The 16,642-nt window shown below is 62.4% G+C and carries 15 protein-coding genes; 3 read left to right on the forward strand and 12 right to left on the reverse strand.

The features are described 5' to 3' along the window. Together MN186_RS05040 and MN186_RS05045 are read left to right on the forward strand one after the other, a co-directional pair. Entirely contained in the window at positions 1-1,281 is a 1,281-nt protein-coding gene (locus MN186_RS05040) for an alpha/beta fold hydrolase (RefSeq protein ID WP_242113193.1), read from the forward strand. Beyond that, positions 1,259-3,034, forward strand: a complete 1,776-nt coding sequence (locus tag MN186_RS05045) for an aminopeptidase P family protein (RefSeq protein ID WP_242113194.1) — start codon at positions 1,259-1,261, stop codon at positions 3,032-3,034. The genes MN186_RS05040 and MN186_RS05045 overlap by 23 nt, the downstream gene beginning before the upstream one ends. Here the strand turns inward: MN186_RS05045 and MN186_RS05050 are convergent. From MN186_RS05050 to MN186_RS05075, 6 genes are all read right to left on the reverse strand, one after another. Next, positions 3,001-4,029: a trans-3-hydroxy-L-proline dehydratase gene (locus MN186_RS05050; RefSeq protein ID WP_242113196.1), complete on the reverse strand. Its 1,029-nt coding sequence runs from the start codon at positions 4,027-4,029 to the stop codon at positions 3,001-3,003. The two genes, MN186_RS05045 and MN186_RS05050, sit on opposite strands and share 34 nt — an antisense overlap. After that, on the reverse strand, positions 4,019-5,707 hold the full coding sequence (gene lhpI, locus MN186_RS05055) for a cis-3-hydroxy-L-proline dehydratase (protein WP_242113197.1): 1,689 nt from the start codon (positions 5,705-5,707) through the stop codon (positions 4,019-4,021). The genes MN186_RS05050 and lhpI overlap by 11 nt, the downstream gene beginning before the upstream one ends. Further along, a complete protein-coding gene (locus tag MN186_RS05060) occupies positions 5,704-6,426 on the reverse strand; it encodes an amino acid ABC transporter ATP-binding protein (RefSeq protein WP_242113198.1) in 723 nt (240 codons plus the stop codon). Before MN186_RS05060 ends, lhpI begins: the two co-directional genes overlap by 4 nt. After that, positions 6,419-7,072, reverse strand: a complete 654-nt coding sequence (locus tag MN186_RS05065; RefSeq protein WP_242113200.1) for an amino acid ABC transporter permease — start codon at positions 7,070-7,072, stop codon at positions 6,419-6,421. The genes MN186_RS05060 and MN186_RS05065 overlap by 8 nt, the downstream gene beginning before the upstream one ends. 12 nt (positions 7,073-7,084) lie before the next feature. Next, positions 7,085-7,750, reverse strand: coding sequence for an amino acid ABC transporter permease (locus tag MN186_RS05070; protein ID WP_242113201.1), 666 nt, complete (start codon positions 7,748-7,750; stop codon positions 7,085-7,087). Positions 7,751-7,816: 66 nt separating this feature from the next. Next, positions 7,817-8,659, reverse strand: a complete 843-nt coding sequence (locus MN186_RS05075) for an ABC transporter substrate-binding protein (protein WP_242113202.1) — start codon at positions 8,657-8,659, stop codon at positions 7,817-7,819. A 180-nt stretch (positions 8,660-8,839) separates the two neighbouring features. Between MN186_RS05075 and MN186_RS05080 the strand changes: the two genes are divergently transcribed. Next, positions 8,840-9,859: an Ldh family oxidoreductase gene (locus MN186_RS05080; protein ID WP_242113205.1), complete on the forward strand. Its 1,020-nt coding sequence runs from the start codon at positions 8,840-8,842 to the stop codon at positions 9,857-9,859. Positions 9,860-9,932: 73 nt separating this feature from the next. Here the strand turns inward: MN186_RS05080 and MN186_RS05085 are convergent, their stop codons facing one another. From MN186_RS05085 to MN186_RS05110, 6 genes are all read right to left on the reverse strand, one after another. Then, positions 9,933-10,871 (reverse strand): dihydrodipicolinate synthase family protein, encoded by a 939-nt coding sequence (locus MN186_RS05085; RefSeq protein WP_242113206.1) that lies wholly within the window; start codon positions 10,869-10,871, stop codon positions 9,933-9,935. A 186-nt stretch (positions 10,872-11,057) separates the two neighbouring features. After that, entirely contained in the window at positions 11,058-11,540 is a 483-nt protein-coding gene (locus MN186_RS05090; RefSeq protein WP_242113208.1) for a CIA30 family protein, read from the reverse strand. Between the two features lie 17 nt (positions 11,541-11,557). After that, positions 11,558-12,598 (reverse strand): lipocalin-like domain-containing protein, encoded by a 1,041-nt coding sequence (locus MN186_RS05095; RefSeq protein ID WP_242113210.1) that lies wholly within the window; start codon positions 12,596-12,598, stop codon positions 11,558-11,560. Then, complete coding sequence (locus tag MN186_RS05100; protein ID WP_242113211.1) at positions 12,588-14,963, reverse strand: ABC transporter permease; 2,376 nt, start codon at positions 14,961-14,963, stop codon at positions 12,588-12,590. Before MN186_RS05100 ends, MN186_RS05095 begins: the two co-directional genes overlap by 11 nt. After that, positions 14,960-15,616, reverse strand: coding sequence for an ABC transporter ATP-binding protein (locus tag MN186_RS05105; RefSeq protein WP_242113212.1), 657 nt, complete (start codon positions 15,614-15,616; stop codon positions 14,960-14,962). The genes MN186_RS05100 and MN186_RS05105 overlap by 4 nt, the downstream gene beginning before the upstream one ends. A gap of 97 nt (positions 15,617-15,713) precedes the next feature. After that, entirely contained in the window at positions 15,714-16,619 is a 906-nt protein-coding gene (locus tag MN186_RS05110) for a bestrophin family protein (RefSeq protein WP_242113213.1), read from the reverse strand. Positions 16,620-16,642 lie beyond the last annotated feature (23 nt).

Below are 16,642 nucleotides of genomic sequence, written 5' to 3' on the forward strand. Positions count from 1 at the left end.
ATGCAACGCATTCCTGGTTTTGAAACTCGTGACCATATGGTGGATGTGCCGCTGGACTGGTCGCGGCCCGATGGCGATGCGATCAGCGTTTTCGCGCGCGAGGTGACGGCGCCGGGCCAGATGCAGGACGATCTGCCGGTGCTGGTCTTTCTTCAGGGGGGGCCGGGGGGGAAATCTCCGCGCCCCAATCGTGGGCCGGGCTGGCTTGAGGTTGCGACGAAACGCTTTCGCGTGTTGCTGTTGGACCAACGCGGCACCGGGCGGTCTAGCCCGGTGCAGGGCCGCCAATTCGCCGCGATGGATGCTGATGCCGGCGCCGCCTATCTGTCCTGTTTGCGGGCCGATAGCGTGGTGAAAGACTGCGAACATATCCGCAAGACCCTGTTTGGCGGCAAGCCGTGGTATACACTGGGGCAAAGCTATGGCGGGTTTCTGACGCTGTCCTATCTGTCCCATGCGCCCGAGGGGCTGGCGGGCTGTTATGTCACCGGCGGAATGGCGGGGATCAAGGCCGATGCGGCGACGATCTATCGCCACACTTATCCGCGCGTGGCGCACAAGAACGCGCTGTATTTCGCGCGCTATCCAGATGATCGCGCCAAGGTTGACCGTCTGGCCGACCGGTTGGCGGCGGGCGATGTGCTTTTGCCCGATGGTGACGTGTTGACAGTGCGCCGTCTGCAATATCTGGGGATGGAGCTGGGCACGGTCGAAGGGTTTGAAACCCTGCACTGGCTGCTGGACGAGGCGTTTGCCGCGGATGGCGAGGTTTCAGACACGTTCCTGGGCACAGTGCGCGGCATGACCGCGTTCGACGACAACCCGCTGTTTGCCGCGATTCACGAACAGCTTTACGCCCAGAACGGGCAGCATACGGATTGGGCCGCCGAACGGGTGTTGGGCGAATTTCCCCAGTTTCACGCCGACGCCCGCCCGCTTTTATTCACCGGAGAGATGATCTATCCGTGGATGCTTGACGATATTCGCGCGCTGCGCCCCTTCGCTGATGCGGCCAAACGGTTGGCACAGATGCCGATGGACGCGCCGCTTTACGACCACGCACGACTGGCCGGGAACGAGGTGCCGGTTTGGGCCGCTGTCTATGCCGACGATATGTATGTCGACATGAACCTGTCGATGCAGACCGCCCGCGACGTGGGCAATGTGCGCGTCTGGCTGACGAATGAATTTGAACATAACGGACTGCGTCATTCGTCCCGTGTTCTGGAACATCTTTTCGCGATGGAGGGTAATCTTGATGGACACCAATATCTTGGCTGAGCATCGCGACCGGCTGGCCGGGCTGCGCGCTTGGATTGCTGCACAAGATCTGGACGGAATGATCCTGACCACTGCCGACGCCTTTCAAAACGAAGACGCGCCGGAACATGACCGCGACATTGCGTGGCTGACCGGCTTCACGGGGTCATTGGCACATGCGCTGGTGATGGCCGATGGCGCAGTGTTTCTGGTCGATGGGCGCTATGGCATTCAGGCTGCCGCGCAGGTGGATGGTGCCGACTGGACGTTTGGGCATATTCACGATGCCCCGCTGGCGGGTTGGCTGCGCGATAGGGCGGATGGCAAGGTGGTTGGCTATGACCCGATGCGCTGGACCGTGTCGCAGATGGCGGCGCTGCGTGACAAAGCGCGCGGCGTCACGCTGTCGCCCTGCGCCGATCCCTATGCTGAGATCTGGGCAGACCGCCCGCCGATGCCGCAAGCCCCCCTGCGCGTGATGCCAGAGGGCGAAGCGGGGCGCACCACAGATGACAAGCTGCGCTGGCTGGCGGAACAGATCACCGTGGCCGGGGTCGATATGTGGGTCGAGACCCGGCCTGACAATATCGCGTGGCTGTTCAACATGCGCGGCGGTGATGTGGCGATGAACCCGTTGCCGTTGTCTTTTGCCGCCATCACGGCGGATGGGGCGGCCCATTGGTTTATTGATCCCGCAAAGCTTGTGGTGTCCTTGCCCGACGGCGTGACCCCGCACGAGGTTGACGCGTTTCTCCCTTGGCTTCAGAAGCAAAAGAAACGCTGCGCGTTTGACCCGGCGTTCACCCCCGACGCGGTGGCGCAGGCTTTGACGCAAAGCCAGCATGCGGATGGGGTGATCACGATTGAAAAGGCCCGCAAGACGGCGGCCGAGCTGGCCGGATTTCGCCGCGCGCATTTGGATGATGCCGTTGCGATGGCCCATTTCGGGCATTGGCTTGAACAGGTCATGGCGGGCGATGACTGGCCCGATGAATACGGTGCGGGCCAACAGCTAGAAGCGTTTCGCGCAGCATCTGGCGATTATCAAGAACCCAGTTTCGTCACCATTGCAGCGTCGGGCGGCAATGCGGCGATGTGCCATTATCATCCGCCCGCAGACGGCTCGGCCCGGCTGGATCGCGATGCAATCTTTCTGTGCGACTCCGGCGGACAATATGCGGCCGGGACGACCGATGTGACGCGCACCTTTGCGTTTGCGCCCGTGCCCGACGATATTCGGCGCATTGCCACCGCCGTTCTGCGAGGGTTTATTGCGCTGTCGCAGGCGCGGTTTCCCGTGGACACGATGCCACACCAGATCGACGCGATTGCGCGTGCGCCCTTGTGGGACATGGGGTTGGATTATGACCACGGGACCGGTCACAATGTGGGCCATAATCTTTTGGTGCATGAACATCCCCATCGGATCGGACAAAAGCCCAACGCTTTCGCGTTGAAGCCGGGCCACGTCCTGACCATTGAACCGGGCTTCTATCAGGCCGACACATGGGGCATCCGCGTCGAAAATCAGGTCGAGGTGATAGCGCGCGGCGATGGGTTCATCGGTTTCGATCCCATGACGCTCGTGCCGATTGACTTGGGCCTTTACGATCTGGACGCCTTGGACGACAGCGAACGCGCGTGGATCGACGCCTATCACGCCCGCGTCCGCGACGAAGTTTCGCCGCGGTTGTCAGGCGATGTGCGCGATTGGCTGATCGGGGCGACCGCGCCCGTGGATCAGCGCGCGCCCCAGGTGTCGGACAGTCGATAACCACCCGGCCAAGGATCATCGGGGTCCAGCATGTGCTGATGCGTCCCGGTGATCCAGCCGCGGCCTGAGATTTCGGGGCGGATGCCCGTGCGGTCACCAATCGTGGCATCGCCCAGAATGCGACCTGAAAAGGTCGATCGGATTAGTGATTCTGCGGTCAGCGTGTCATCCATACCCATCTGCCCGCGCGCGGCAAGGATCGCCATGCGGGCCGACAGGGCTGTGCCGGTGGGCGAGCGGTCGACCTTGCCGGGGCGGATCGCGACGGCCTGGCGGCTGCGCATTCCATCTGCGCCCTTGTCGATCGCGCCGGCGAACAGACAGAAGGAATAGTGGTTCCAGTCCGGGTTGGTCGGATGGCGGAAGGGCAGGGCGTCGGTGGCCGCTTGGGTGATGCGCACGCCAAGGCGCGCGATATCATGCGCCTCGTCTGCCTCAAGCGATAGCCCCAAAGCGGCCGCGTCGACCACCACGAAACTGTCGCCACCATAGGCGGTATCGACGGTCAGGGTGCCAAGCCCCTCGACCTCAAGCGTTTCGTCCAGCCGGTCGGCATAACTGGGCAGGTTTTCGACAAAGATGCGTTGTGCCTTGCCGTTTGCACATTCGGCGCGGACATGAACCAGACCGCCGGGTGCCTCAAGCACCATTTTCGTGACGGGTTCCTGCATCGGAATGATGCCGCCATCCAGCAGCACGGTCGAGACGCAAATGCTGTTGGACCCGGACATCGGGGGGGTGTCTTCGGGCTCCATTATGATGAAGGCGGCGTCGGCGCGGGGGTCTTTGGGCGGAACCAGAAGGTTGACGTGGCGAAACACTCCGCCGCGCGGTTCGTTCAGCACGAAATCCCGCAAGGTCCCGTCGCGCGCGATCCAGCGGGATTGTTCCCATATCGTGTCACCGGGTGGCGGGGTGACACCCCCGACGATAACATCACCGACTTCGCCTTCGGCATGGGCGGAAATGACGTGAACGACTTTGCTACTGCGCATTTGGGGATTCCGTTGGGTGGGGGGCGTGACCGGACAAGGCGGCGCGCGCGCAGGCAGACAGCCCGGCAAAGCGAACAGCGCGGCCCGACAGGCCGGGGGCATAATGGGCGTATTTGGCCGAATTGGTCATCAGGGTTTGTGCGGCAGGCGGGAACACCGGTTCGGTAATGGAACACCAGCACAGATCGGGAATGACGCGGACGCCTGCCGCGTGCAGCGCGTCCAGCGTGCCGTCGGCGGTGATGGTCTTGATCGTGTCGCGCGCGCAGGTCACGATGGTCGGGATCGCAACCTTTGCGCCCCCAAGTGCCGCCACCAGCGCCCGGCACTCACTGGCCGAGGCATGGGGCGAGCCGATGGCAATCAGATCGACCGCCTCGCCGCCCGTGTCCATCGACGCCCAATCGTCACGCAGCATCGCGGCGGTGACTTCGACAGTATCAGTATCCGGCGCGGGCGGCATATCGGCTTCGGGCGTGTGGCCGGTGATGTGCAACATTGGCGCGGCCGAGGTGGTGCCAAACGCGGCACACAACGCCTTGAGGTCATCGGCGGTCGGCGCGGCGTCGTTCAGACCGTCGATGCGTGGCACAAGGTCGGGGGCAAGGCGACCGGCAAGGTGGCCCAGCAGTGGCCAAAAGACATCATCCGCTGTCATTTCCACCGCCGAAGGGTCAAGCGACAGGATGCGGCGCGGTGCGCGGTTGGCGGTCAGATAGACACCCGATTCCGGCGCTCGGCCTGTCACAGCGATGCACAGGTCCAGAAAGTCGGGATGTTTCGCAGTCCGTGCGCCCAGTACGGTGTTGGCGTGAATGACCGCGTTGGATTCCGACCATGCGATGGCTTGCCCCAGCCCCGGTGCGTCGTCCAGAAGATAGGGCGCACAGGTGAAACTTGGCGCGCACCCCATGCGCAGATAGGCCTGCGCGAGCGCCGCCGCGGGCGTGCCGAAGGCCGGGTCGACGCCCTGTTCGCGCCAGTTCTCAAGATCGACCGAGATTGCGTTGGTGGTTGTTGGCACGCGCACCTGCGCGCCCAGATCGGCCATGCGTTCAGCAAAGGTCAGGTTGGCGGGGCTGGCATAGATGCAGCCATCGATATGGGCGCGGTCAATGTCGATCAGCTGCGTGGCGCCCTGAATGCGGGCCATGTCATGCACGACGCCCAGACACACCGCCGCCGCTGCGCCATCGGAGCCGTCAAGCATGGCCTGATCGGCGAGGCCTAGTGCGACCTCGCCTTCCGTGACCTGCGCGATGTCATGGTCTGTGCCATCAATCGTCACGCGGTCGGGCGTAATCTGGACCTCGGCACCGTTTGTCAGGGCGGCAAATTTGTCAGGGCTGGCGTGCAGAACGGGAAGCGGGTGGTCAAACAGCCGCGCGGCGATTAACGCGCCCAAGGTCAGCACATCTTCGGGTTCGGAAAAGATCAGCGCGGCAGGGGCGCAGCCGTTCAGTACAAGTTCCAGCAATACGCCGCTGCCGGTGCAAGACCCGCGGCTGGTGGGCATCGCCAGCACCCGCCCGGCAAGCGATTGCCCGTGCAGCGGATGAAGCGCGTCGATCACTGTGCCGGTGGTGGCATCGACGCCGCCCCAGAAGCTAAGCCCTTCGTCGCTGCGCAACAGCGCACCGCGCGCGGTGCCGGGCAGGATTTGCAGCAATCCGGTCATCCTACGCTCGATAAAAATGTCTTGGTTTCGGCGTTTTGCGGTGCGTCGAAAATCTGCTCGGGCGGCCCGATTTCGGCCAGAATGCCCTTGTGGAAATATGCCACACGGTCCGAGACCTGACGCGCGAATTTCATCTCGTGGGTGACGACGATCATCGTCATGCCCTTGTCGGCCAGCATTTTCAGCGTATCCAACACTTCGCCCACCAGTTGCGGGTCAAGTGCCGATGTCACCTCGTCCAGCAACATGTAGTCGGGCGACATGGCCAGCGCGCGGGCGATGGCCATACGTTGTTGTTGCCCGCCGGAAAGCCGCCCCGGATACACATCAAGCTTGTCGCCCAAGCCGACATTTTCAAGCTGTTGCACGGCGATATCGCGGGCTTCGGTCTTGCCCATGCCCAACACCTTGCGCGGAGCCAACGTGACATTTTCCATGACAGTGAGGTGCGGAAACGCGTTGAACTGCTGGAACACGATGCCCAGATGGCGCCGCAGCTTGTTCAGGTCCGTGGTCTTTGCATGGACTTCCGTGCCATCGACAAGAATGCGACCTTTCTGGATCGTCTCTAGCCCGTTGATACAGGTCAGCAGAGTGGACTTTCCCGAGCCTGATCCGCCGATGACGGACAGCACTTCGCCTTTTTCGACGGTGACGGTCACACCCTTCAGCACTTCAAGGGCGCCAAAGGATTTATGGACATTTTCAACTTCAATCATTCTCGCGCCACTTTCTTTCCAGATGCCCGCCGAGCCGGGCGATGGGAAAGCTGATGATGAAATAGATGGCACCGGCAATCAGCAAGATGGTCATCGGCTCTTGCAAGCGGGTGATAAGGATCTGCGAGGATCGCAGCAATTCGATGATGCCCAGCCAGAAGACAAGAGCAGAGTCCTTCAGAACACTCAGCACCAGCCCAATCCAACTGGGCAGGCCCACGCGCAGCGCCATGGGCCACACGACATAGGTCATGTCTTGTGTCCACGTCATGCCAAGCGATCGCGACGCGCGCCGGGTGGTGGTGGGCACCGCCCCGATGGCGCCGCGCACGATTTCACTGCACAGCGCCGCAGTATAAAGCGCAAGAACGACGCAGGCGGTTGTGAAAGGCTGAAGCCCCAGTCCGGCAATCGCCTGGAACGCGTTGGCCAGAATCAACTGGATCAGCAGGGGGACCGAGCGGAACACATCAAGGATCACCGCCAACAGACCCGAAACAACGCGCCCCAAGTTCATACGTGCCACGCCGAAAATAATGCCCAGCAGTGTGCCCCCTGCGACCGAAATCGCAGTGATCAGCAGCGTGACGCCTGCGCCCCGGGCCAGAAACATCATGTCATTGAGGCTAAGATCGGTTTCTAACATTACCGCGACCCCTCAATACCGGAACAGGCGCCAGGCCAGAAGCCGGGCACCCAGCATCACCACTTTGGCGATGACGTAATAAAAGACAGCTGCCAGCGCGAACAATTCGAACGTGCGGAAGGTGCGGGCGTTGATGTCCTGCGTGACACCGGTCAGGTCAGTGCTTAGTCCCACGGTGACACCCAGAGATGTCATCAGAATGGCCCAGACCATCTGGTTCGTGGTGGGCAGAAAGGCGATGCGGAACATCTGCGGCACAACGATCAGGCGGAAGGCTTGAATGGGCGGCATTCCCAGCGACCGGGCGGCGCGGGTCTGGGTTTCGGGAATTGCACGCAGGGCGCCGCGGAATGTTTCGGCCAGATAGCCTGCGTTGTTGAAGGCGATCCCGCCAAGCAGGGCCGCATAGGGCGAGATGTATATGCCGAACGATCCCAGCCCGAAATGTGCCATATAGATCTGGAACAAGGCGGGCGTGTTGCGGGCCAGTTCGACCCATGCGGTCGCGGGCCATCGCGCCCATGGCGATTGGGCTGTTCGCCCCACAGCCAACACGATGCCGATGGCACCGCCAATCAGCATCGAAAGCACGGCGATTTGCAGTGTCACCAACGCCCCGTCCATCAGGTCGGGCACGTAGCGCAGCGCTTGGCGCCATTGAAAGGTATAGTCGAACATGCGGTCCTGCCCGGGCTGGTGGCCTTTGGGGGTGACGGGGGCGATCAGCCCCCGCCAGTCCTTGGCTTAGCGGTAGGACTTGTCGATGGTCAGGTCAGGCGCGTCACCGCCGACCCATTTCTCATACAGTTCCTGATAGCGGCCTGTGCGCACCTGTTGGTTGATGAACAGGTCAAGATAGTTCAGCAGACCATATTCGCTGCGCAGCGTGATCAGGCTGACATAGTCAGGCAAATAAGGCGCATCGCCACCGATGGTCAGCCCCTCATACTTTCCGCTTTCCACAATGGATGATGCCACAGTCGAGGTCACGACGGTCGCGTCGATCTGGCCTTGCGACAGGGCCAGGAACACATCGGCCTGGCTTTGATACGGACGATAAGCGCCGCCTTCGCCCCATTTTTCGATGTCCGCGTCAAGCTGGATACCCTCATATGTGCCGGCGACCGAGCCGACAGTTTTGCCGGCAAGCGATTCGTAGCCGTCGATGCCGGTTTCTTCGCGCGTCAGCACCACGTTGGTGAACGCAAAATAGGGAATCGTGAAACCTGCGGTCTTGGCGCGCTCAAGCGTGTCCGAGGTCGAGGCGACGCCAACATCCGCACGGCCCGAGACCAGCGCGGGAATACGGTCGGGGAAGGGTGTTTCGACGATTTCGTAATCAACCCCAAGCGCGTCGGCCAGGTCGCTGCAATAATCGACATCAAAACCTGTGGGCTCGTTGTTTTCATCCCGTGACCCCATCGGCGGGAAATCCAACACCACTGCGCAACGCAAGGTGCCGCTGGCGATAATGTCGTCCAGCTTGTCTGCCTTGGCGATGCCCGCGGACAGGCCGATGGCAGTGACGCCGGATGCCACGAAAAGGGCGCCGGTGCGCAGGGCGGGGGAAGTAAAGTAATCAGTCATCTGGTATCCTCAGTCTGTTGCGCGCGCACCCCTTGTTCCGGGTCGATCCCTCGAGGTGTCGCGATACGAATCACCGTAGGACGGCATCGACCAGTTGTCGACAAAAAAAATACCACCTTGCCCTGACGCCTCGGGAACCCTATCCAATAGGTTGATTTTTCTATGCCGCAGGAGGGTTTCATGCGTGACGGGTTCGTTTCGATCGACGCTTTGACTGAACGGGTCACAGCCATTATTGCCAATGCCGGGTTTTCGGCTGACCATGCCGCCGCGCTGGCCCGCACCATCGTGGCGGGCGAACGGGACGGTTGCAAATCGCACGGGATTTATCGCATCGCCGGGTGTCTGCGCACCCTTGAGGCAGGCAAGGTCGTGCCCGATGCCGACCCCGTGGTTGCCGAACCGGACGGTGCCATCGTGCGTGTGGATGCCAAGGGCGGTTTTGCCAACCTTGCTTTCACACGCGGGCTGCCGGTGCTGGCCGAACAGGCGCGCAAAAGCGGTCTGGCGGCTATGGTCATTAATGACTGCGTGCATTTCGCCGCCCTGTGGCCCGAGATCGAGGATATCACCGCCGAAGGTCTGGCGGGCATGGCAATGTGCCCCAGCTATGCCACGGTTGCGCCTGCGGGCGGCACCCAGCCATTGTTGGGCACCAACCCCTTTGCCTTCGGTTGGCCGCGCGAGGGTCAGCCGCCCTATGTCTTTGATTTCGCCACCAGTGTTGTCGCGCGCGGTGAAGTTGAACTTTACCGTCGTGCCGGCGACCCGCTGCCCGATGGCTGGGCGCTGGATGCGGACGGCCAGCCCACCAACGACCCCGAAGCCGCGCTGGATGGTGCGATGCTGCCCTTTGGCGGGCACAAGGGGTCGGCAATCTCGACCATGATCGAGCTGCTGGCCGGGGCGATGATCGGTGATTTCACGTCAGACACCGCACTGGAATGGCTTGGAACCACAACCATCGCCCCGCGTCACGGCGAGTTGATCCTTGCCTTCGATCCCGCGCGTTTTGCCGGTGGTCGCGCCGACCCGCGCGCCACCGCCGAGGCGTTCATTGGCGCCATTGAAGGACAAGGCGCCCGCCTGCCCGGTCAACGCCGCTTCGCCGCGCGTGACAAGGCGATGAACGAAGGGATTGCCCTGACTGCGGCCGAGTTCGAAGAATTGGACCGTTTGGAAAAGGAAGGTGTCGCCTAAGGGCGGCGTCTGCGCAGAGAACCTGGCGCAAAAAAGCCGGAAACCACCCAAAGCGGCGGTTTCCGGCAAAGGTTCAGGCCGATTTCGACCAGTCAGCATACCATGCTTTGAACAGATCATACTGGGCATCAGCAAAGGCGCGCTGCGCATCGCTAAGCGTGTCTGTTTCGTTGAAATGCAGGCGGTATTCTTCGTCCCCACCGCGCACCATCAGATGCTTGTAATACAGGACCAAGTCGCCTTCTTCGTCGAATTTCGACAGGACGTGCATGGCCTTGTCCAGTTCATGCGCGCGAAGACGGGCTTGCGCGTCGCCGGTGGCGGCTTTTTGTGACAGCTCGACCAGATGCAACACTTCTTTCGGCAGAACGTTCCCGATGCCGGTGATCGAGCCGGTCGCGCCGCAGTTCACGAAGCCGTGGAATACGGTGGTATCGACGCCCACCATCAAGGTCACATCCGGATTGCCGCTTGAGATATGCTCGGCGGCATAGGTCAGCGCGGCGTTTCCGCCAAACTCCTTGAAGCCTGCCAGATTGGGGTGGTCGCGCTTGAGGTCAAAGAACAGATCGGCGCGTGTGGAAAACCCGTAATGCGGCGAGTTGTAGATGACGGCCGGCAGGTCCGGTGCGGCGGACAGGATGGCTTTGAAATGCGCCTTCTGCGCCGGGATCGAAGCGCCGCGCGACAACAGGCGGGGGATCAACATCAGGCCGGCGGCGCCGACGCGGGCGGCGTGGGCGGCGTGTTCGGCAGCAATCTTGGTGTTCACGGCACCTGTGCCGACGATGACGGGCAGACCTTCTTTCACCAGCGCCTCGACGCCTTCCATGCGTTGTTCGTCGGTCAGAAGCGGCCAGTCACCCATCGAGCCGCAATAGACCACAGCGGACATGCCAGCGTCGATCAGTTCGCGCCCCTTGCGCACAAGCGCAGGGATATCGGGCGTCCGATCTTCTTTGCAGGGGGTCATAAGGGCCGGCATCGTGCCGGTGAAAACGGAATCGTTCATCTGTGCGTCCTTTGCTTTTCCTGTTCGTTTTGTCGTCCACCATGCCTGCCCTTATTAAGGTGCAGGCAGGCGTTCACGGCCCATATAGCCACTTTGCATATCGTTTGTCGACAAGAGTTTGATGCGCGGTTGATTGCGCGCGCCAACCACGTTCTGCGTGAGCGGTGAGTTGGGGTTGTCGCTGCCTTAGCGAAAAAGCCGTAAGGCGGACACGGCGACATCTGCGTGGAATTCGCGACCTATCGCGATGATGCCGATCCGGCGCAGGTGGGCGGGATCGAAGGGGATGTCGGTTCTGTGTGGCGTGACATCAGCGAAGGGAAAACGTAGCGTGGTCCAGTCAGGGGGGGCTGTGAAGGTCGTGCGAAACGATTGCCACGGGCGCGTCAGTTGATCGGTGCGCAGGCGCAGTTCGTAGGATTCGCCATTGCCGCGCAGGTCCAACGCCAGTCCGTGCCAGTTGCTTACATTGCGTGCTGTGCCATCAGGGCTCAGGTCCGTTGCCATCTGCACAAAGCCACCGTTGTTGGCAAGCGATATGCGACCCGTCAGTCGGGTGGCGGGGCGTCCGTGAACATGGCCAGTCGTGACTGCCCCTTGCGACACGCCGCCCATCACGGTGTCAGCGACGAATTCCCATTTCGGCGCAAGATCTTGTGTATTTTCCATGCCATCGCCTTCCATGATCATTCGTATCCCGTCATCTCAAGATAACCCTGCCCTGTATGGGTTCCGGTCATTGTCACCGGCCCTTCCCAATAGGGGATGGTCAGCTCCATCCACGCGTCGGGGTTCAGCGCGGATACTGTCACGTCGACGCCACGTTGGGGCAGCACGACTTGCCAGCGCGTCGGGATAGTGCGGTCGGCCACCGTGCTCTGCGCCAGTGGGTCAGTGCGAAAGGCACCGTTGGGATAGGCCGTGGTCGCCCCGTCCGGCGCGATCCAGGTGGACGAGGTGAAATCCGTGCCATCGGCCTGGCGCAACTGGAACCCCATCAGCTTCGATCCGTCGTTGAACGACAGCGAAAACCAATCCCAGCCCTTCTGGTTGTCAGCCAGCGGTTGCGATGACCATTCGCGGTCCAGCCACGCGGTGCCGGTCACAGGCACATCGCCCGTGGGCAGGGTCAGCGTGCCCGTGATGCGAAAGAAGGGCTGGGAATAGTAGTAACTGGCCTGCCCTTCGACGGATTTCACGGAAAACCCTCGATCTCCGTGAAATACCAGCGGCCCGTCTGCGTTCAGCGTCATGTCATAGCCGAAATCAGGCCCGCGCGCGGTCAGGGACAGGTTGTCGAAATCCGCGCCCTCAAGCGCCCACTCGTCGATCCACGCCCGGAACGGGTCAGCCCTGACCCCGGCCTGTCCGATGCCGCCACGGGCAAACCGCTCGGTTGCCAGATGAGTGTCGGGGGTGGTGACGGCGGCGTGGGCGAACCAGATCTGCGGGGATTGCCAGCCCTTGTCTTCACCCGGCGCAAGGGCGGACCGGAACAGCGTCCATTGCAGGCCATAAGGCGTGCCATCCGTTCCGGTCAGGTTGGCGGTCAGATACCACCATTCGATGCGAAAATCCGGGTGCGGGCCATGATCGGCGGGGAAGGAAAATGTCGGGTTCGGCGCGGGCACGGCAAAACCTTCGGCATCGGTGCCAAGCCCGGAAAACCCCTGCGTGAAAGCGGCGAATGGCCAGAGGCACAGAAAGAGGACTATCCTAAGCTTCATTTGCAAACACTTTCAGCAAGGTAGAGGGCCGCGTGCGCATCATCCGCAGCGCAGGCCAGAGCGCCGCCAGAAAGGCCGCGACCAAGGCATAGCCGCCCAGTTTCAGATAATCCGCCGGGAACAGATACATGGGCAGTTGCCAGCCGAATGCTTCAGTATTGATGATGGTCAGCAGCACCCAGGCCAGCGCCAAACCAAGCGGGATGGCGCACAGAAACACCAGCGCCGCAAGGGCGATGGCGCGCAGAAGCTCGAACCAGCCCAGTTTCTGACGTGTCAGCCCCAGCGCCCAGACCGGCGCAAGCTGCGGCAGGCGCAGATCGGCAAGGGTCAACAGCGTCATCAGAATGGCAAAGCCCGCCACCAGAAGGGTCAGGACGTTAAGGGCGGCGGTGACGGTGAAGGTGCGCTCGAACACCTCAAGCGACAGGGCCTTGATCGCGGCCTGGTTGATCATGGCGCTGTCGGGGATGTTCAGGCGGGCCGTGATCTGTTGGCGCAACTGGTCGGCGTCATCGGTGCGCACCCCGAATTGCAGGGGGGAAAGGCCGGGGTGAAGCCTGTGGAACACGCGCTCGGACAGCACGACCTGCCCGTGCGGGTTGCCGTAGTCTCCGACGACCGCCGCGATGGGCAGGCTGAGGTCCGGGGCGATCTGCACCCCGTCCCCCACCCACAGATCGGCCCGCCGCGCGAGCTGTTCATTGACCACCACCGCAGCGCCAGCATCGACCGCATCCCAAGGGGCATCGGTGGCATCAAGGAACGCCCAGTTGTCGCGATAGGTCTGCTCAACCCGGACACCGAACAGGTCGGTCAGTTGCCCGGCGATCTGTGCCTCGGTGGACAGCAGCGGAAGCACCTCGGTCGCGTTTTGGGTCAGGAAGGCGTCAAGCCGTGCGCTGTCCGCGGCATTGTCGACCTGAACGAACAGTTCGGGCGCCAACCGTTGATCCAGAAACGCAACGAAGGTCGTGCGGAAGCTGGAGACCATGGTCGAGACACCGATATTGGCCGAGACCGCCAACAACAGCGCCATCAGCGCAAGGCTGAGGCCGGGCAGTTGTTGCCGTGTATCTGCCCAGAACCAGCCCCAGACCGGGCCTTTTGCCAAGGCTTGCACCTGCGACAGACCCCATTCAAACAGCACGGGCAGCAACAATGCCGCGCCTATCAGCAGGCACCCCAGCAGCACAAACCCCGCCATCAGCCCTTGGCCGAACACGGCCAGCACCAGCGCGGCTGTCAGCAATGCGATCGCCCCAAACGCCTGAAGGCGCAGCCGCGTGCCGGACGCCATGATCCATGCCCTTGGCCGCGCGCTTGCCAGAAGCGGCATCCGGGCAATCTGCCAAAGCCGCCCGGCCAGCGCGAAGGCGGTGCCAAGCACCGCGATCAGCAGCCCCGACAGCCACCATTCCGCGCGCAGTTGCAGCGCGCCCGAGATGTCGGCGCCGTAAAGCCCTCGCAACGTCGCGGCCACATCGGGCAGCAGGACCGCCGCGATCAGATAGCCCAGCACGACGCCGATGACCGCGCCGATGGTGGCCAAGCCCAACATCTCGCCCGTGATCAGAAGGACAAGGGTGCGCAGCGGCACGCCCAGTGACCTGAGCGTGCGGATCATCGCGCGGCGCTGTTCGAACGCCAGCCCGATCGTGCTGTGGACAATGAATAGCCCTACGGCGAAGCTGAGCAGCCCGAATGCCGTCAGGTTCAGGTGAAAGCTGTCGGTCAACTGCCCGACGCTTGTCCCCTGTTGCGCCGGTTGCAGCCGCAGGTTCGGCGCGACTGTGCTCAGATCAAGGCGGCCCAGAGGCTGCTCGGGCGCGACCGTCAGATAGGACAGGTCATCGCGATCAAGCAGGCGCTGCACCATGCCCACATCGCCAATGGCAATGCCGGGGGCGATGTCGGGGGTCCGGGTCACGTCAACACCTGCGCCAAGATCGCGCGCTGTCTGGGCATTTGCGAAAAGCTGCACCGGCCCTGTGAAGTCGAGCGCCAATGGCCCATCCGCGTTCAGCGCGCCAAGGCCGGTGGGGGATGTGATCGGGTCGATTCCCACGACCCGAACCGCGCCCAACCGCCCCTCGATCACTGGCGAGACAAGCCAGCCGGATCGTCTGAGCGCCAGATAGGTGTCTTGGGAAACCGACGCGCCCTGCCGGGGCATCAGACGGTCGAATTGCGCCTCGCCCAAGGTGGCTTCGGCGGCGTCATAGCTTGCGCGTGCCTCGGCGTTGATGGCCTGAACCCCCGACCAAAGCGCCGTCGCCAAGGCCAGCCCGGCCAGATAAGCGAATAGCTGCAAGGGGTTGCGCCGCCAATGCGACATCAGCGCCGACAAACAGGCGCGGATCATGCCAGACGCCCCCGGCTCAGGTGCAGTTGACGATCCATCCGCCCCGCGATCATCCGCGAATGGGTGACGATCAGCAGCGCCGCCCCCGTCGCGGATACAAGCTGCATCATCTGGTCAAGCACGTCGTCTGCGGTTGCCTCGTCCAGATTGCCGGTGGGTTCGTCCGCCAGCAACAGCTTGGGCCGCACTGCCAGCGCGCGGGCGATGGCCACCCGTTGCTGTTGCCCGCCTGACAGCGCCTCGGGATATTTTGCCATCTGATCGGTCAGGCCCAGGGCGGTCACGATCTGGTCGATATGGGCGTCATCCGTCCTGCCGGCCAGCCGGGCCTGAAACCCGATATTCGCCGCGACAGTCAGTGACGGGATCAGGTTGAATTGCTGAAAGACCAGCGCAAGCTCGGTCCGCCGGACAGCGGCGCGGGCGCGATCATCCAGCTGCGTCAGATCGCTGCCCGACAGAAGCACACGGCCCCGCTCGGGCTGCTCCAACCCGCTGACAATGTGCAAAAGTGTGCTTTTGCCGCTGCCGGATTCGCCGGTTAAGGCAAGTGTCTGGCCTGCCTCGAGCGTGAAGCTGACCCCTTGCAAGACAGGCACCCGGCCTTCGCTGTCGCGAAAAGATTTCTGCACGTTGTCCAACTCAAGCAGCATAGCATTCTCCTGTCCGGCCCGCAGGTTAGCCTTTTTTCACGCGATTGACAGGTATACGTGGCGGATGCGCGGATTGGATGACTCGGCGCATGAATTGTCAGGTCAGGATGTGATCGACTGGCTTCGCTTCGGGTGGGGTGGTTTGGTTCATCGCATCACAAAGCGTGCGCTCAATGACCCGGCACATGGCGTCAAGGGGCAGGCCGTTGGGGCGGAGGTCGAACGGGTGCTCAAGCTCGTTGGTGACGGCTTGCAGGCCAAAAAAGACATAGGCCACGACGACGGCAAAGACCGGGGCGAACCATTCGACCGAGCCAAGCAGTGCAAAGGGCAGAAGTGCGCTGTAAAGATAGGTCGTGCGTCTGACCAGAAGGGAATAGACGAAGGGTAAGGGCGTTGTTCTGATCCGCTCGCACCCTGCTTGTGACAGGGCCAGCCGTGACAAGGTATCGGCCAGCGCCATCTGCGCAAAGCCATCCACCACACCGGAGCGTTTAAGCTTTGCCACCTGTTCGGCAATGTGGCCAAGGGCGGCATCAGCAGGGTTGGCGCGGGCCAGAAGCGTCAGGGCCTTGTCCTTGCCGATCCACGCCGCAACATCGTCCTGCACATCGCACCGGCGCAGGCTGCCACGGTGTGCGTGGGCAAATGCGGCGGTCATGGTCAGAAGCGCGGGGCGATCAGAGGGTGGGATGCCAAACAATTCCAGCTGACGGGCAAGGGTGCGGGTGTCGGCGATCAGGCCACCCCAAAGCGTGCGTGCCTCCCACCAGCGGGCATAGGCGGCGTTGTTGCGAAAGCCCAGAAATAACGACAGGGCGACGCCAAAGACGCTCATCGCGGCAAGGGATATGCGAGGCAAGGGGGTCAGCAGCGTGTCGATCAGGACCACAGTAAGCGTCAGCACGAGGACAAAGCCCATCTTGCCGATGATGCGGGGCACGACCGAGCCTTGCATGATGAAAAACAGGCGCAATGCCGATGGGGGGTCACGAACGATCATAAGGTGGTTCTATCTGGTCGCAT

Source organism: Aliiroseovarius sediminis, from assembly GCF_022678485.1.
GTDB lineage: Bacteria > Pseudomonadota > Alphaproteobacteria > Rhodobacterales > Rhodobacteraceae > Aliiroseovarius > Aliiroseovarius sediminis.

Excerpts from the sequence above, each read along its gene's own strand:
- MN186_RS05105 (WP_242113212.1), bottom strand. The coding sequence starts at position 15,616 with ATGCTGCTTGAGTTGGACAACGTGCAGAAATCTTTTCGCGACAGCGAA.
- MN186_RS05050 (WP_242113196.1), bottom strand. The coding sequence starts at position 4,029 with ATGCGCAGTAGCAAAGTCGTTCACGTCATTTCCGCCCATGCCGAAGGC.
- MN186_RS05065 (WP_242113200.1), bottom strand. The coding sequence starts at position 7,072 with ATGTTAGAAACCGATCTTAGCCTCAATGACATGATGTTTCTGGCCCGG.
- MN186_RS05045 (WP_242113194.1), top strand. The coding sequence starts at position 1,259 with ATGGACACCAATATCTTGGCTGAGCATCGCGACCGGCTGGCCGGGCTG.
- MN186_RS05100 (WP_242113211.1), bottom strand. The coding sequence starts at position 14,963 with ATGATCCGCGCCTGTTTGTCGGCGCTGATGTCGCATTGGCGGCGCAAC.
- MN186_RS05085 (WP_242113206.1), bottom strand. The coding sequence starts at position 10,871 with ATGAACGATTCCGTTTTCACCGGCACGATGCCGGCCCTTATGACCCCC.
- MN186_RS05080 (WP_242113205.1), top strand. The coding sequence starts at position 8,840 with ATGCGTGACGGGTTCGTTTCGATCGACGCTTTGACTGAACGGGTCACA.
- MN186_RS05060 (WP_242113198.1), bottom strand. The coding sequence starts at position 6,426 with ATGATTGAAGTTGAAAATGTCCATAAATCCTTTGGCGCCCTTGAAGTG.
- MN186_RS05110 (WP_242113213.1), bottom strand. The coding sequence starts at position 16,619 with ATGATCGTTCGTGACCCCCCATCGGCATTGCGCCTGTTTTTCATCATG.
- MN186_RS05070 (WP_242113201.1), bottom strand. The coding sequence starts at position 7,750 with ATGTTCGACTATACCTTTCAATGGCGCCAAGCGCTGCGCTACGTGCCC.
- MN186_RS05090 (WP_242113208.1), bottom strand. The coding sequence starts at position 11,540 with ATGGAAAATACACAAGATCTTGCGCCGAAATGGGAATTCGTCGCTGAC.
- MN186_RS05095 (WP_242113210.1), bottom strand. The coding sequence starts at position 12,598 with ATGAAGCTTAGGATAGTCCTCTTTCTGTGCCTCTGGCCATTCGCCGCT.
- MN186_RS05075 (WP_242113202.1), bottom strand. The coding sequence starts at position 8,659 with ATGACTGATTACTTTACTTCCCCCGCCCTGCGCACCGGCGCCCTTTTC.
- MN186_RS05040 (WP_242113193.1), top strand. The coding sequence starts at position 1 with ATGCAACGCATTCCTGGTTTTGAAACTCGTGACCATATGGTGGATGTG.
- lhpI (WP_242113197.1), bottom strand. The coding sequence starts at position 5,707 with ATGACCGGATTGCTGCAAATCCTGCCCGGCACCGCGCGCGGTGCGCTG.